Source organism: Vibrio sp. 10N.222.51.C5 (assembly GCF_041474575.1).
Classification (GTDB): domain Bacteria; phylum Pseudomonadota; class Gammaproteobacteria; order Enterobacterales; family Vibrionaceae; genus Vibrio; species Vibrio crassostreae_C.
On the sequence record NZ_JBFRUJ010000015.1, the window covers coordinates 17,144 to 31,712 of the forward strand.

The 14,569-nt window shown below is 44.1% G+C and carries 10 protein-coding genes; 3 read left to right on the plus strand and 7 right to left on the minus strand.

Annotated features, from left to right (window positions below):
• Positions 1-32 precede the first annotated feature (32 nt).
• The 4 genes from AB4558_RS05155 to AB4558_RS05170 all read right to left on the minus strand — a co-directional run bounded on the left by AB4558_RS05155 (position 33) and on the right by AB4558_RS05170 (position 3,785).
• A complete protein-coding gene (locus AB4558_RS05155; protein WP_017059621.1) occupies positions 33-671 on the minus strand; it encodes a molecular chaperone in 639 nt (212 codons plus the stop codon).
• A 9-nt stretch (positions 672-680) separates the two neighbouring features.
• Positions 681-2,348, minus strand: coding sequence for a 4Fe-4S dicluster domain-containing protein (locus AB4558_RS05160; protein ID WP_372074968.1), 1,668 nt, complete (start codon positions 2,346-2,348; stop codon positions 681-683).
• A 299-nt stretch (positions 2,349-2,647) separates the two neighbouring features.
• Positions 2,648-3,331, minus strand: coding sequence for a DUF3306 domain-containing protein (locus AB4558_RS05165; RefSeq protein ID WP_372055929.1), 684 nt, complete (start codon positions 3,329-3,331; stop codon positions 2,648-2,650).
• Positions 3,321-3,785: a DUF3305 domain-containing protein gene (locus AB4558_RS05170; RefSeq protein WP_017070541.1), complete on the minus strand. Its 465-nt coding sequence runs from the start codon at positions 3,783-3,785 to the stop codon at positions 3,321-3,323. Before AB4558_RS05170 ends, AB4558_RS05165 begins: the two co-directional genes overlap by 11 nt.
• 397 nt (positions 3,786-4,182) lie before the next feature.
• Here AB4558_RS05170 and AB4558_RS05175 point away from each other — a divergent pair, with 397 nt between their 5' ends.
• Entirely contained in the window at positions 4,183-5,004 is an 822-nt protein-coding gene (locus AB4558_RS05175) for a formate dehydrogenase accessory sulfurtransferase FdhD (RefSeq protein WP_017068189.1), read from the plus strand.
• A 222-nt stretch (positions 5,005-5,226) separates the two neighbouring features.
• On the opposite strand, the gene AB4558_RS05180 is transcribed toward AB4558_RS05175, so the two are convergent.
• The gene (locus tag AB4558_RS05180) at positions 5,227-6,810 is read right to left on the minus strand and encodes an ABC-F family ATPase (protein WP_050650342.1); all 1,584 of its coding nucleotides are present in this window, start codon (positions 6,808-6,810) and stop codon (positions 5,227-5,229) included.
• A 462-nt stretch (positions 6,811-7,272) separates the two neighbouring features.
• Here AB4558_RS05180 and AB4558_RS05185 point away from each other — a divergent pair, with 462 nt between their 5' ends.
• Together AB4558_RS05185 and AB4558_RS05190 are read left to right on the plus strand one after the other, a co-directional pair.
• Positions 7,273-9,618, plus strand: coding sequence for an ATP-binding protein (locus AB4558_RS05185; RefSeq protein WP_017068188.1), 2,346 nt, complete (start codon positions 7,273-7,275; stop codon positions 9,616-9,618).
• A 1-nt stretch (position 9,619) separates the two neighbouring features.
• On the plus strand, positions 9,620-10,507 hold the full coding sequence (locus tag AB4558_RS05190; protein WP_017059614.1) for a mechanosensitive ion channel family protein: 888 nt from the start codon (positions 9,620-9,622) through the stop codon (positions 10,505-10,507).
• Between the two features lie 368 nt (positions 10,508-10,875).
• Here the strand turns inward: AB4558_RS05190 and AB4558_RS05195 are convergent, their stop codons facing one another.
• Positions 10,876-12,903: a cache domain-containing protein gene (locus AB4558_RS05195; protein ID WP_372158241.1), complete on the minus strand. Its 2,028-nt coding sequence runs from the start codon at positions 12,901-12,903 to the stop codon at positions 10,876-10,878.
• On the minus strand, positions 12,893-14,356 hold the full coding sequence (locus tag AB4558_RS05200) for a sigma-54-dependent transcriptional regulator (RefSeq protein WP_372150165.1): 1,464 nt from the start codon (positions 14,354-14,356) through the stop codon (positions 12,893-12,895). Before AB4558_RS05200 ends, AB4558_RS05195 begins: the two co-directional genes overlap by 11 nt.
• Between the last annotated feature and the right edge of the window lie 213 nt (positions 14,357-14,569).

Consider the following 14,569-nt stretch of genomic DNA (forward strand, 5'->3'; position numbering starts at 1 on the left):
CCCCTCTATCGATATAATCGCGTACTGCTCGATTACTCGTAATCAGTGACGTTTTTCACATCAATCTTTAATTTGTGCTTACTGCTTTTTGTATTCACGCTAAAACGCACTTGTTCTAACGTTAAGAATGCTTCACACAGTTGAGCGGCCGATTTGTAGAAGTTCGCGCTTTCTGCCCCTTCAAGCTGACGCGTGAAAGAGTTAAACCAAGGGCCAAGGTGCTTATTGAATACCGCCTGTTGCAGTGCTTCTTCTTCAGCCGTTAGCATCGCCATCACTTCACACAGTGCTGCGATATGATCTTCCGGCTCTTTCACTTGATCGTCACGCTCAATGCCTAAAAGCTCTAAGTCATGACGAATCTCTGCCAATGGTTTTTCCATCATGGCGCCAGTGCGATGCCAAGAACCAAATGGAACGACTTCTCCACGCCCAATACCGATGAACAAATCTTGATATTCGTCTTCAAGAGCTTCACGGTTTGATTCTGTTGCCGCTTGTTGAATGGCAATCCAAGCCTTTTGCATTGCGCTTTCAGACGCTTCAATATCGAGTGTTTTTAGAAAGTCGATCACCTCTTCAGAAGGTGCGCTGCGAAACAGTGCGGATAGAACCAAATAGATCTCAGTTCTTAGTGTCTGTTCTTGTGCCTGATCCAAATTCGTTTCCAAGGCTAACTCCTAGTATTTCAATTGTTTCAATGGGTCTTGAGCCATTGAATCGAACATATCCACCACACGGCAGTCTTCACACATAGCAATACGATTAATCGCTGCTTCATCTGAAAAGTGAGAGTGACCGCGTAACTTGTTCTGTAACATGTCAATCATAGACTGAGGTGCGAATGGCTTATGACAACGAATACATTCCGCTGCTTTCTCTTCATGAATTACAACAGCCTTCTGACGCTCTTCTTTAACCCAATTCATGCGAGGCGTTAGAGTCAGAACATTTTCAGGACATGCTTTTTCACACAAGCCACATTGAATACAGTCTTGTTCTACAAACTTAAGTGATGGAGACGCGCCGTCGGTATGAAGCGCACGTGTCGGACACACAGCCACACAACTCATACACAAAGTACAATCTTTGCTTTCACACGAAACGTTGCCGTAAGGTGCGTTTGACGGAAGCTCAACAATATTTTCAACAGGAATACGAGCTGAAGACATCGCATCAAGTGCTGTAAATAGACGTTGGCGCTTGTTGCCTTGAAGATCGCCAAGTGCAAGGTCGAATGAATCCACACAAAGTGTTGGAGGACCTTCACGTAGAGATTCTAAGTACAGAATATCGATGGTTTCTTTTGGAATACCGATTTGGTCTAGCAGTTCTTGTGCGATCCCTACTTCGTTATTCAGAACTCGAATGATCGTTTCTGGCATAAAGCGAGATGCGGCAAACAGAACCTGAGTTGCGCCATTAACTAAAGCTGCAAACCAAGTATCGATACCAATAGATGGCAGTTCTTCTACGACAATTGGAATCACGTTATCTGGTAGCGCTTTAAGAGCCATCACGTTGTAAGTCTCATGACGTGAGCTACAGATAAGTACGATTGGATCCAGACCACCCGCTTGCTCGTAGTTAGCTAGCGTACGTTCAATGAATTTTTGAGTATCGTCAGGGTTAGGTAATGCGTAAGAGATAGCTTCTGTCGGACAGCTCGTTGCACACGTACCCACGCCTTGACATAGGTAAGGGTTAATCTCGATCTTATGACCCGTCTTATCTGAGCCTTCACTTGAAAGTGCACCAGCAGGACAAGCATCAACACAACGCTCACAACCTTTAACACCACGAGAACTGTGTGCACATAGGTCTGTGTCCAAACGGAAGAACTTAGGCTTATCAAACGTGCCCATTAACGTAGGAATTTCTTCTAACGCTTCAGCCAGTTTTGGATAGCCTCGACCTACTGGGTAATAACCAGGAACAGGCACTTCTTCAGTCATGCAGCTATTCAGACATAAGTCCAAAACCACATCAAAACAGTCATGATTGATTGCTACTTTTGCAAGGTTATTGGTTAGGCCTTTGTTTTCGATTAGAACTTCGAACGTACCAAGGAACCCTGAAACCTGAACAGCATTTGCGTAGTAAAGCTCTGACTCAGTATTCGTTGCCTTCACACCATCTGTCGAAAGCAGTGTTAGGCTTGTTAACTGAGGTAATTGAGCCGCAGCACTTTCAATGATCGCAGTTGGACCAATAACAAGTGTATTACCGCCGCTTTCGTAGCTAACAGTAGGTGGAATCAGATTTGTTAACTCAACTGTATTTTCAAATGCATACAGTCTTGCTTTAGCGTTATTTGAATTTGCTTGTTCTAATAATTGTTTAAGCATTGCTCAGTTCCATCTTTGGACATGGATAATCTGTTCAACCTTTATTGTAGTAAGCGAGAGAGAACTTGCTGAGTAATCCGTTAACAACTAACCCTTTAGCCAGTGTGTCGTTCGTCAGACCGTGAACTCGTCTATCTACAAAAAAGTTGATAATGAACGTTATTTTGCAAATGCCATGCCAATTTAATATGCCTTATATTTCAGTGATTTAATCCTATATAACGTTTATTGTGCGTATAAAAAAACCGCTTGGGACATTTTGTCGCAAGCGGTTCATTGAGTGTTTAGTCAAAATGTACCTATTCTTTGTGTGGTATATTTTGTCCCACCTCTTTCAGGTCTGCTTCGTCTGACATTGTAGCGTTATTATCCGACACTGTGTTTTTATACAGTTCTTTTTCTTGTTCGGTTATTTCGGCACTTTCTGACGTTTCAAGTTTATTATCAGATACCTCAAGATCGCTTTCAGAATTTTCTAAAACTTCACCTTCGTCTTTATTATCAATGATTTGCTCTTCTTCTGGCGCAGTTTCTTCTTCCGTTTTGTCTTTAACCCAATCACGCAAGGTTTCCGCAACCCCTTCAGAAAGAGACTTCAAATTACTGTAATCGTCGTCGTAATCATCTAAACCATCACGAACGTTGAATTCTTCTGAGAGGAATAATTTACGCAATGCCGCTTTTTTTACGCTTTCTGAAGCTTCTGACACCAATAATTGAGCAACAGACAAGTCTTCAGTCGTTTCTGATGCTATCTCCTGAGAGTCAATAGTTTGAGAATCGACAGCGTGTTCTGGAGACTCTTTTTCCAAAGTTCCACGTTCTAATGACTCCGATGTTTCTGCGTCTATAGATGAAGCAGCAGACGAAGTCTTTGCGGAAGTAAGCTCAGTTTCCTCAAGCGTTTGTTGCGCTTCTAAAGGTTGGTCGGTTGATTCATCAAGCTTTCGTTGAGACCAACGGCTAAAAAAGTTAGTTGCCATTTGATCGACCCGCGCCTTTACGTTTCTTACGTCTTGCTTCTAATAACTCACCATGACGACCGATGAACGCTTCCATCCAAGCTTGTACAGGTAACGGAATGTCGTATGAAAGGACTTGGTTGTCACCGTCCATGTATTGCCCTGCAACGGTTTGTGATGCTGTAAGTAACTGAATGACGGGCTTAACGCCTGAATCGACATTATCCATCACTAAGAAAAGCTTAGGTTGCTGAGAGCTTAGGTTGAAACGATAGTCTGTACGCTCGTCTTTGTGCAACTGAAGCAAACATACGTCTGGGGTTTCATGTTCAGGTGATAATTCAAAACCGATGAGTTCCCATTGAGTTGCTACCCAAATGCCAGTTTTGATCTCTTTCTCTATTCTTTGGACACCTATTGGCCAAGCTGATTCTGTTTTTTCGTAGTGTTCTTGGAATTCTTTTATCTCAGACATACTGCACCCAATTGATTTTCTTTATTCTGATCGTACGTAGGACATTTTGTACTTCGCATAATCATATACCCTCTACAAAGCAATAAACACGCCAATACATTTTAAGTCCTGCTCCGTCTTTAGTGCGTTTGTCGTAAAGTTACCCCTATAACGTTAGTCGATCGCGCTGGTTTGAGACAGTTAGTCTCGGTGAACTCTCATATTTTGCGCTATTTTAATCGAATGCTTCATGTTTTCTCGAATAGCCGCTATTTTGGAATGAGAATTGCTAAATGCTTGAGTTAAAGCTAAGACTGACTAAGTGACAGAGAACGCATGTATTCTAAAGAGTCGTATGATGACTCTTGCCTAACTTCTTATCCCTTATAATCGCTATCTCATTAAGTAGGACGTGACTGTGGTAAAACCAAACATAATAAAAACCAGTGAAAACCCACTTCAGACCATCGAAGTTGAAGTGTTTGATGAATATGGCGAAAAGCTAACGAAACAAATTGCGTGCGAGCGCCCTCTTACCGTTATGTTGAACTGGAAAGAGATCGTAACTCTAATGACATTGGGTTCACGCCCGGAAGCATTAGTCTTGGGTTATTTGAAAAACCAAAGCTTCCTTTCTGATCCAGAAGCCGTTGAATCAATCATCATCGACTGGGAAACCAGCTCAGCAGCGGTTATCACCAAAGAAGATACGAGCCAACTTGAGCAAGCGCTTAAGAAGAAGACAGTTACCTCTGGCTGTGGCCAAGGTACCATGTATGGCAACGTGATGAAGCAATTGGAAGATTACCAAGTGCCTCAAACCAAGATTAAGCAATCTGAAATCTATACGGCTCTAGAAGCGCTGACTCATTATAACGACACCTACAAGAAAGCGGGTGCGGTTCATGGCTGTGCTGTTTGCAAAGACGACAAGGTTCTATCGTTTGTTGAAGATGTTGGCCGACACAATGCCGTTGATACATTGGCTGGTGAGATGTGGCTTAACAAAGAGACAGGTGAAGATAAGATCTTCTACACCACAGGCCGTTTAACGTCTGAGATGGTGATTAAGGTTGCGCAGATGGGAATCCCTGTTCTACTGTCACGCTCTGGCGTTACACAAATGGGCTTAGATTTAGCGCAGAAGTTCGGCATCACTACGATTGCTCGCGCTAAAGGTTTACGCTTCCAAGTGTTCACGGGTGCAGACAAGATTGACTTTGATGTGAAAGGTGAATAATCAGCAGTCGGAAAAAAGCGTAGGTTTGATTGGTGATTCACTAACCGCTTCTAATTGTAAAGTTCTGATGTAAATAGTTAGTGACCCATCAAGGATAAATACATAGAAACTTAGCTAGATACAAAAACGCCGTCATGCTTTTTAGTATGACGGCGTTTTTAATTTTCAATTTATAGCTTAATTTCCAACGCATAGAGTTGAAAACTAAGGCTAACTTAAAGCTTAGCCGCGTGCTTTCAAGAACTCAGCGTAAGTACCGCGGAAATCGTTGATCTTGCCATCTTTGATTTCAAGGATACGAGTTGCAAGCGAGTCTACGAATACACGGTCGTGAGATACGAAGAACAATGTGCCTTTGTAGTTCTCAAGAGCCAAGTTAAGCGCTTCGATAGATTCCATATCCATGTGGTTTGTTGGCTCATCCATTAGCAGGATGTTTGGTTTATGCATCATGATCTTACCAAGAAGCATACGACCTTGCTCACCACCAGAGATAACCTTTACAGATTTCTTAATGTCGTCTTGACCAAATAGCATACGACCTAGGAAGCCACGAACAACTTGCTCGTCTTCGCCTTCTTGACGCCATTGGCTCATCCAATCAAACAGGTTCATGTCTTGTTCGAAGTCATGTGCGTGATCTTGAGCGTAGTAACCGATGTTTGAGTTTTCAGACCACTTGTACTCACCAGTGCGAGGCTCAAGAGCGCCAGCTAGTGTGTTAAGTAGTGTTGTTTTACCCACACCGTTCTCACCGATGATAGCAACACGCTCACCTACTTCGAAAATACCGTCGAACTTGTTGTATAGGTCTTCTTCAAAACCTTGAGATAGGTTTTCAACCACAAGTGCGTTACGGAATAGCTCTTTAGACTGTTCGAAACGGATGAATGGGTTTTGACGGCTAGACGCTTTAACTTCGTCTAGTTGGATCTTATCGATCTGCTTAGCACGAGACGTTGCTTGCTTCGCTTTCGATGCGTTAGCAGAGAAACGAGATACGAACGTTTGAAGTTCAGCAATTTGCGCTTTCTTCTTAGCGTTGTCAGACAGTAGACGCTCACGAGCTTGAGTCGCAGCCGTCATGTACTCATCGTAGTTACCTGGGAATAGACGAAGTTCGCCGTAATCAAGGTCAGCCATGTGTGTACAAACAGAGTTTAGGAAGTGACGGTCGTGCGAAATGATGATCATTGTGCAGTTACGTTGGTTTAGCGTATCTTCCAACCACTTGATGGTGTCCATATCCAGGTTGTTCGTTGGTTCGTCAAGAAGCATGATATGCGGGTCTGCAAACAGTACTTGAGACAATAGAACACGAAGTTTCCAACCCGGTGCTACTTCGCTCATAAGGCCGAAGTGCATTGATTCTTCAATACCTACCGCAAGAAGAAGCTCACCCGCTTTAGCTTCTGCCATGTAACCGTCCATTTCAGCGAACTGAACTTCAAGGTCAGCCACTTTCATGCCGTCTTCTTCGCTCATTTCTGGCAAAGAGTAAATGCGGTCACGCTCTTGCTTAATAGCCCAAAGCTCTTTGTGACCCATGATAACCGTGTCGATTACCGTGAATTCTTCGTAAGCAAATTGGTCTTGGTTTAGCTTAGCAACGCGCTCGTTTGGATCGTAGCTTACGTTACCAGCACTTGGCTCAAGTTCACCAGATAGGATCTTCATGAACGTCGATTTACCACAGCCATTCGCGCCGATTAAACCGTAGCGGTTGCCTTCGCCGAACTTAACTGAAATATTTTCGAAAAGTGGCTTAGCGCCGAATTGTTGGGTGATATTTGCTGTGGAGATCAATGCCATTACCTTTTTAATGTGAAAAACGCCGCAACGTTACTTGTTCAGGGCTTTAACTGCAAGTATTGATTGCAATTACTGGCCATTAAGTGAGTGATAACCTAGCCAAATCATAGTTTGAGCTGACTCACATTTTTGATTTTCTATTTATCGCCGATAAGCCGTCGATTTTAAGGAAAAACAAAATATCGAACAGCGCCCCATAATGGGCGGTATATAACGTCCTAAATCGTGCCAACCATTGAATATATCGTATGCTGATTGGTCACAGTAAAAGCCAACCCGATCAACGCAACAGCAGACATAACAAAGATGCTCAAATACTAGCCTAATCCCTGACAATTTCATGACAAAATCGCTCGAAACAGGAATAAAGTACTCGCCCCCGACACGGGGTTGGATTTCACAAAGTCAGATTATCTAACTATAGTAATCCTAACCTCATAATTCTAAGAGACTTTTATGCGTTCACTATCGCGCTTCTTAATCCTCACTTTGGCCATTCTCTCTTGGCCTAGTCATGCCAACTTGGAATATGACTTACAATCTCAGCCGCAGGTATCCGATTCTGCTGTTGATCTCGATGATCGAATTGATTCGTTACCCGACCCCCTCTTTATGGAGCCGTCGGACAGACGCCAAGTCAATATATTGCTCGCTGAAGTGCTACAAGTTCAAAAGCAGGAAATCAAAACCTTCGAGCAACAGATAAAAGCCTACAGAGCGAACAACGACGCCGATCAATGGTTTGCCGTTCAAACCAGTTACGTCACTTTGAATAGCTTGAATGTGAGCAAGCAACACCTGTTAGAGCAGACGAATTCCGCTAATAAAGAGCGCCTAACGGGTTTTGGCCCCTACGGCGTAACTCAATTTAAGCAAGAGTGGGAATTAACCAAGCTCAACATTGAGTATCTTGTTTACTTCCAAATTCGTAGCTTTAAAGCGCTCGTTAAAGACATCTTTATTTCGCCAGTGCCTGTGATTGGTGCATCGTTAAAAGTGTTGTTTATCTATTTTGGTTTAGCGTGGTGGCTTGCCAATAGCACTCGTTTGATTGAGTTGTTCAGAATTAATTTTCTTGAAGCGAAAACGAACCCTCCATTTTTAGTACGTGTGATCTGGTACATCAGCCGCGCTGATCGTGCGATTGCTTGGTTAATTGCGATTACGCTTTCTCTAAGAGTGCTCTCCAGCATCCCTAGCCTGCAACACCTGATTTTCCTTGAGATCTTCACTTGGTGGATTCTAGGTGGTTCGATTGCTATCAGCTTTATTTTGGAATTTGCGTATCGTTTGGGCCGCACATCTAATCAAGAAGTGATTGCGCTGCGCCTATCGACCATTCGCCGTTATGTTTGGAGCTTCATTGTTGCGGGTGTGACTTTGCAAATATCGAGTATCACGCTAGGCAAAGGCACTATCTATAGCTGGATCTACAGCGCCCTATTTTTCTGGTTTGTACTGGTTACCATTTCAGTGCTTAGATTATGGCGTGCGAAAGTCTTCGATACGCTGCAACACATCTCTGATCGTCCGGTATGGGTGAACTGGGCAGTAAACCGCAAGGATACCTTCTTACTTAATATATTGGCGACGGCCATTGGCATCGTATGGTTGAGTGTTTACAACTTCCAACACCGCATCATGGCCTTACTGTCTAATTACACACTGTTTAGCCAAGCTTTGGCGTACCTGTTTAGAATTGAAGTGGCTAAGCAGTCTGACCTTGACAAGAATCAGCAAAACTTGGTTCGAATCAAAGGCGATCAAACCTATGAATACATTCTTCCGGGTAATATCGACAGCACGCTGATTGATTACGCCGGTGATGAGGTTAAGCAACTGTCTCGCTACTTGATGTCAGACAGCCCTGCTATCTGTATTGTTTCAGGTGAACGTGGTGTGGGCGCAACAACGCTGCTTTATACCCTGCTGCACAAAGTCTCTAACGCTGAACCTGTCTACGTAAGTTGCCCTTACGCTGGTTATCAAGAGCTGTTAGCGCATCTAGCGGTGAGCATCGGCTTGGAAGAGAAAGCGACTGAGATTCAGATCTTGGCTCACCTTCGTAAAAGCAAGACCACGTACTTGATTGCGATCGATAATGCACAACGTCTAGTTAAGCCAATGGTTGGCGGCTTGTCTGATCTGATACGTTTAACCAATCTACTGCGTCGTTCTAAAAAGAACCACCGTGTCGTGATATCGATCGCCAAATCAAGCTGGCGGTTTGTCGATCGAGCGCGTGGCGAACGTTTGCTGTTTGACTTGGTGTGTTTCCTTCCGCGTTGGACAGAGAAACAAGTCGGTGAGCTTCTAAATAGCCGTATTAATACGGAGCTTGAGAAGCCGTTATCGTTTGATGGTTTGGTGGTGCCTAAACAGTGGGACCAAGATGACATGAGCGAGGAAGATCGCGCACGCCAAGGCTTCTACCGAATCTTGTGGCATTACTCTGATGGTAACCCTACCGTTGCGTTGCGCTTCTTCCGACTCTCATTGAATCGAAACAAAGATACCGATCAAGCCGTGGTGCGCTTGTTCCATGTTCCAGAAGCACAAGAACTAGAAAACATGCCAAAACCTATGCTGGCTGTGCTTCGTTCTATCGTGCAGTTGGAAATCGCGTCTCCGGAAGTCTTGTCTGATTGTACGCAGCTAAGCACGGCTGAGATAACCGGCATTCTGCGTTACTTTGAAAGCCGTGGTTATATTGGTTGGCATGAAGAAAAGGCTCGAATTTCCGAGCACTGGTTCCGCCACATTACTAACGTTCTCGACCGTCAACATCTACTGGTGAAGTAAAATGAAGAAGTTATTTATCCTACTATTTGTTGGCTTGGCAAGTGCTGTCAGTTTCCCGATCTTTGCGACGGAAGAGTTAGCCAATGTAGAAAACATCTCAAAGATAGCGAGTCTAGTGCGATGGAGCGGCGTGTTCTTCTCCATGATCGTTATTGCTGCGATGTGGTTACTGCTCAAGTTCATCAACTCAATGGTGACCAGTTTTGGTAGCCAATTCGTGCAATATCGAATGTTGCTACAAAAACTGCAGTCGTTTACTCAGTTCTTTATCTACGTGAGCACCGGTCTTATCGTGTTCATGATGAGCTTTAGAATCAACGACCAAATACTGGCTTTGATTGGTGGTACCCTCGCCGTGTCGGTCGGCTTTGCGCTTAAAGACTTGGCAGCATCATTTATCGCGGGCATCACGGTAATGATTGATAGACCCTTTCAAGTTGGTGACCGCGTCACGTTCGAAGGCAACTACGGTGATATCATTACCATTGGTTTGCGTTCAGTGCGAATGAGAACCCTGAACGATGACATCATTACCATTCCGAACAACAAGTTCTTAAATGAAGTGACCACCAGTGGTAACTACGGTGCGTTGGACATGCAGGTGGTGATTCCGTTTTACGTTGGTATGGATGAAGACATCACCCTAGCCCGCGATCTGATTCAAGAAGCGGCGTCTTCAAGTCGTTATATCCACTTGCCGAAACCTGTAACGGTTTTGGTTAAACAGACGATTACCGATAACTACCTAGCAATACAGCTAACTTGTAAGGCTTACGTTGTGGATACTGCGTATGAGAAGCTGTTTGAAACCGACATTACTTTGCGTGTGATGAAAGAGTTTAAGAAGCACAACATCAACCCACCGAAAATTTCAGTAGCGGCGCATTAGGCTTGATGCTTTAGACGTTTGTTGCTTATAGCAAATGACTAGCCATAAATAAAAACACCTCCGAACTTATCGCAAGTGCGGAGGTGTTTTTTATGAGCTTTTTATCTTTAAGCTAATAGTCCTATTGATGCTAAACCTTAAAGTATTTCAATTGCTCAGTAAGGTGTTCTGTAGTGTTCGCCATTTTCTGACTGTCTTCTGCGAGCGATTGTGAGGCTTGGAGTACCTCATTTGCAGCGAGTTGAGATTTGGTTTGCGATAGATTAGTAGTGCGGAATTTTCGTGCTTGGGCTAAAACGTTCGTGTAATAGCCCAAGCGCGTTAGAAATATTATCAGATGATAATATCAGTGAATGAGTTCTTAGAACTTATAGGTTTGATACAAGCAATTGAGGTGTCGCTTTCTGTTGAAGATAGATACTAAAGCAACTTCCCTTACCTACCTCAGATTCAACTCGGATCTCGCCGCCAGTTTGGCTCAAGATACTCTGAGATACTGACAACCCTAAGCCCGTGCCATCTCGTTTGGTGGTATAGAAAGGCGAGAAGATACGTTTCAGTTGTTCTTCCTTAATACCGCAGCCTTCATCTTGAACATGAACGATAGCGCCATGAGACACACCATTTTCAACCCAGTCTTCACTCGAAATGGTTAACGTGCCCTGACCGTCCATTGCATGAATCGCGTTCATTTGTAGGTTAACCAGAATCTGTAGCAATTGGTTTCGATTGACCTCGACTGAGGTTTTAGCGTTCAGCTGCGATACGTACACAATGCCTTTCTTCTTCGCACCTGTTTTTACGAGCGTAATACTTTCATCCACTATTGGGTTGATATGTTGCCACGTAATTTCGTCTTGTACGCCGCCGTGACGGCTGTATTGAAGCAGGCTTCGTGTGATATTTCGAATTCGGTCAATCTGCTCCATGATCGCGTGGACTTCCTCATCTACACGGCTCACTTCATCGCCCAGTTCAAACTTCATCAGTTCAACGTTGCCAAGAATCACGGCGGTTGGGTTATTGATCTCATGAGCAATACCTGCCGTTAATTCACCTAACGCGGCCAGTTTTTCATTGACCACCAGCTTATCTCTGGCTTGATTGAGAAGCTTGATGTGCAGTTCAAGTTCTTCAGTTTTCTCTTTCAAACTCGCGGTACGAGAATGCACTTTGCACTCTAGTTCAGACGCCGCTTGTTGAATCTCTTGATTACGCTCGTGCAGTAGATCCAACATCTTATCGAACTGTTTAGCGAGCAGTGTCAGTTCGTGTTGATCATCCAAACCTAGCGTACCAATTCGCTTGTCTTGCCCCATCTGTACTAGCTTCACCACTTTATGAATGCGTTCGATTGGGTTGAAAAGATCACGTGCGCCACGGTGAACGATCAAACCGGATGCCAACAGAAGCAACACAATGGTAATGCTAATTTCGCCAAGGTTGGTTAAGTACGTTTCTATCAGCGGCCAAATCAAATAACCGGTGTAAAGCATACCAATCACATTATTAAACTGGTCATGGATTGGTTGGTAAGCTGTGATGTACCAAGCATCGTAAACATACGCTCGATCTAGCCACTCTTTACCTTCATTCAAGACTTTCGAGTGAACCTCGTGAGAAACACGTGTACCAATGGCGCGCCCTACACTGTCTTTACTGCTCAAAGGCACGTTGGTGCTAACACGAAGATCATCAAGGAAAACCGTGACCGTTCCTATATGACGATTAAAACCTTCTCGTTGTGGATAGATAAGGTTACTGATTTGGTCAACAAGTTGAGTACTGTTATTCAGTAAGATCCCACCATCGAGAAAACCAATCACATGATCATGTTCATCTTTGATGGATACAACGGTTCGGCTTACCAATCCGCGAGTCTCGACCTCTTGCCCGTTGAGCATCGGAACTTCCGCTTTTTTAGCGACGTCACGATCGAGATAATTGAGTTCATTACGGCTTAAGACACTGAAAAATGAAGGCTTGTGAGTTAAGTTTAGATATTCGAGTTTCTTTTCCATGCTCTCGACACTGCGCCAGCGCAGAAAATCGAGCTCATAGCGAGATTTGTTCTCAGACACCCAGCGAGTTAGCTCTTCGTGTGAAAGATCACTCGCAAGTTTGGTTCGAAAGTTATAAGACTCGGCAAACGCACGAACGTTGTATGCTTGCTGATTTTGGATCAGGTGAATACTGTTATCGGCAACATCCAAGCGTTCATCAACATCAATCAGAGCGCCCTGCCACGTGTAATGTATTGACCAATACAGTGTGATAGCCACAAGCGCGCACAAGGTCAGAATGATCGGAGCTGATGTTAGGAATAATAATCGGTAGCGAACCATGGTTTTGAATCGGAACGCCCACTTTGACCACCAACGACGTCTAATCGGCATATTCAGAGCCTTCTGTGTTCCAATCTTTGTACTTACGCTCTAGCGTTTTACGTGCGACGCCAAGATCTCTTGCAGCTGCCGATTTATTGCCATCATGAAAACTAACCAGCTGTTCTATATGAGATTTTTCTACTTCTTTGAGTGTCCAAGTGTTTGGATAACCCTCGGCAGCGTCTGCATTATTCAAGTTTGGCATTTCCGCACCATGTGACACCGTCACTGAAATGCTAGCGGGAACAGGATCACCATTAATCTCGCGCCAATAGTGTGCTGGTGGCTTGTCTAAAAGAATGCATCGTTCGACTAAGTTTTTAAGTTCACGAATATTTCCCGGCCATTCGTATTCGTTCAACGCCAAGATATCTTCATGTGCCCAATTTGGAACTGGCATGCCAAGCTCGCTCGATAAAAGACGAGTAAAGTATGGAACAAGTTCAATCAGGTCTGACGGGCGCTCTCTCAATGGCACCACATCAATCTTAAGTACATTGAGTCGGTAGAACAGATCGCGGCGGAAGTGCCCTTTATCGACCTCTTCTTGAAGATTTCGGTTTGTTGCTGCGACGACACGTACATCGACAGCGATCTCTTTCTCACTGCCAACTGGACGAATAGTACGTTGCTCTAACACACGTAACAGCGCTGCTTGCATTGGCAGTGGCATTTCACCAATTTCATCAAGGAACAAGGTGCCACCACTTGCGACTCGGAAAAGACCTTCACGGTTTTTCTTCGCGCCGGTAAATGCGCCTGATGTATGTCCAAACAGTTCACTTTCTAGAAGCTCTGGAGCAATCGCACCACAGTTGATTGGCACAAAAGGACCTGTGCGTTTACTGGCTTCATGTACACCACGAGCAACCAGCTCTTTGCCGGTACCCGACTCACCTTCTATCAAAACGGACGCTCGAGACGGTGCAAATTGACTGATCAGCAATTTAAGCTGTTTGGTCTTGTCTGAATTGCCGATCAATTCGGTCTTGATATGACGACTCACATCACGCTTCAACGCGTACTGCATTCTTTGGTCAAGGCGCTTGTCCATACAACGCAGAACCGCTTGTATCATTTGTTCGAGGTTGAATGGCTTAAGAATAAAATCTGAAGCACCAAGCTTAAGCGCAGATATCGTCATCTCTAAATCAGCATAACCTGTCATGAAAATCACATCGGCACGTTTGTCGTTGTCGTTAAACGCCTCTTCCCACTCAATACCAGACCGACCTGGCAGATTGATATCAAGAACAATGAGATCAAAATGCTCGCTCGAACGCAGTATTTCGGCTTCTTCAACCGACCCCGCACTCGATACCTTGCCAAAGAACTTACCCAGTGCTTTCTTTAAAATAGCCTGCATACCCATTTCATCATCCACAACCAAGACGGAAAACGCTTGATATTGAGTCAATGTGTTCGGGTTGAGGTTGGGTGCAGATGAACTAGGTAAAGACATAATGATTAGCCGGTGGGGAAAGTTGGGACAGAGTGTACCAATTAACCTTTTGTGCAACAGGGACAATGTGCGACATTTTGTCCTAGCTCATGTTTTGATTCATTTTAGAGGGCTAAATGACGCAGTTTTGTCCGAAATAACAGCAATTTAATGAGATCTGATGCATGATTTATTGGCATTAAGATTGCTTATAAGGTGTAGATTTCTAATTAC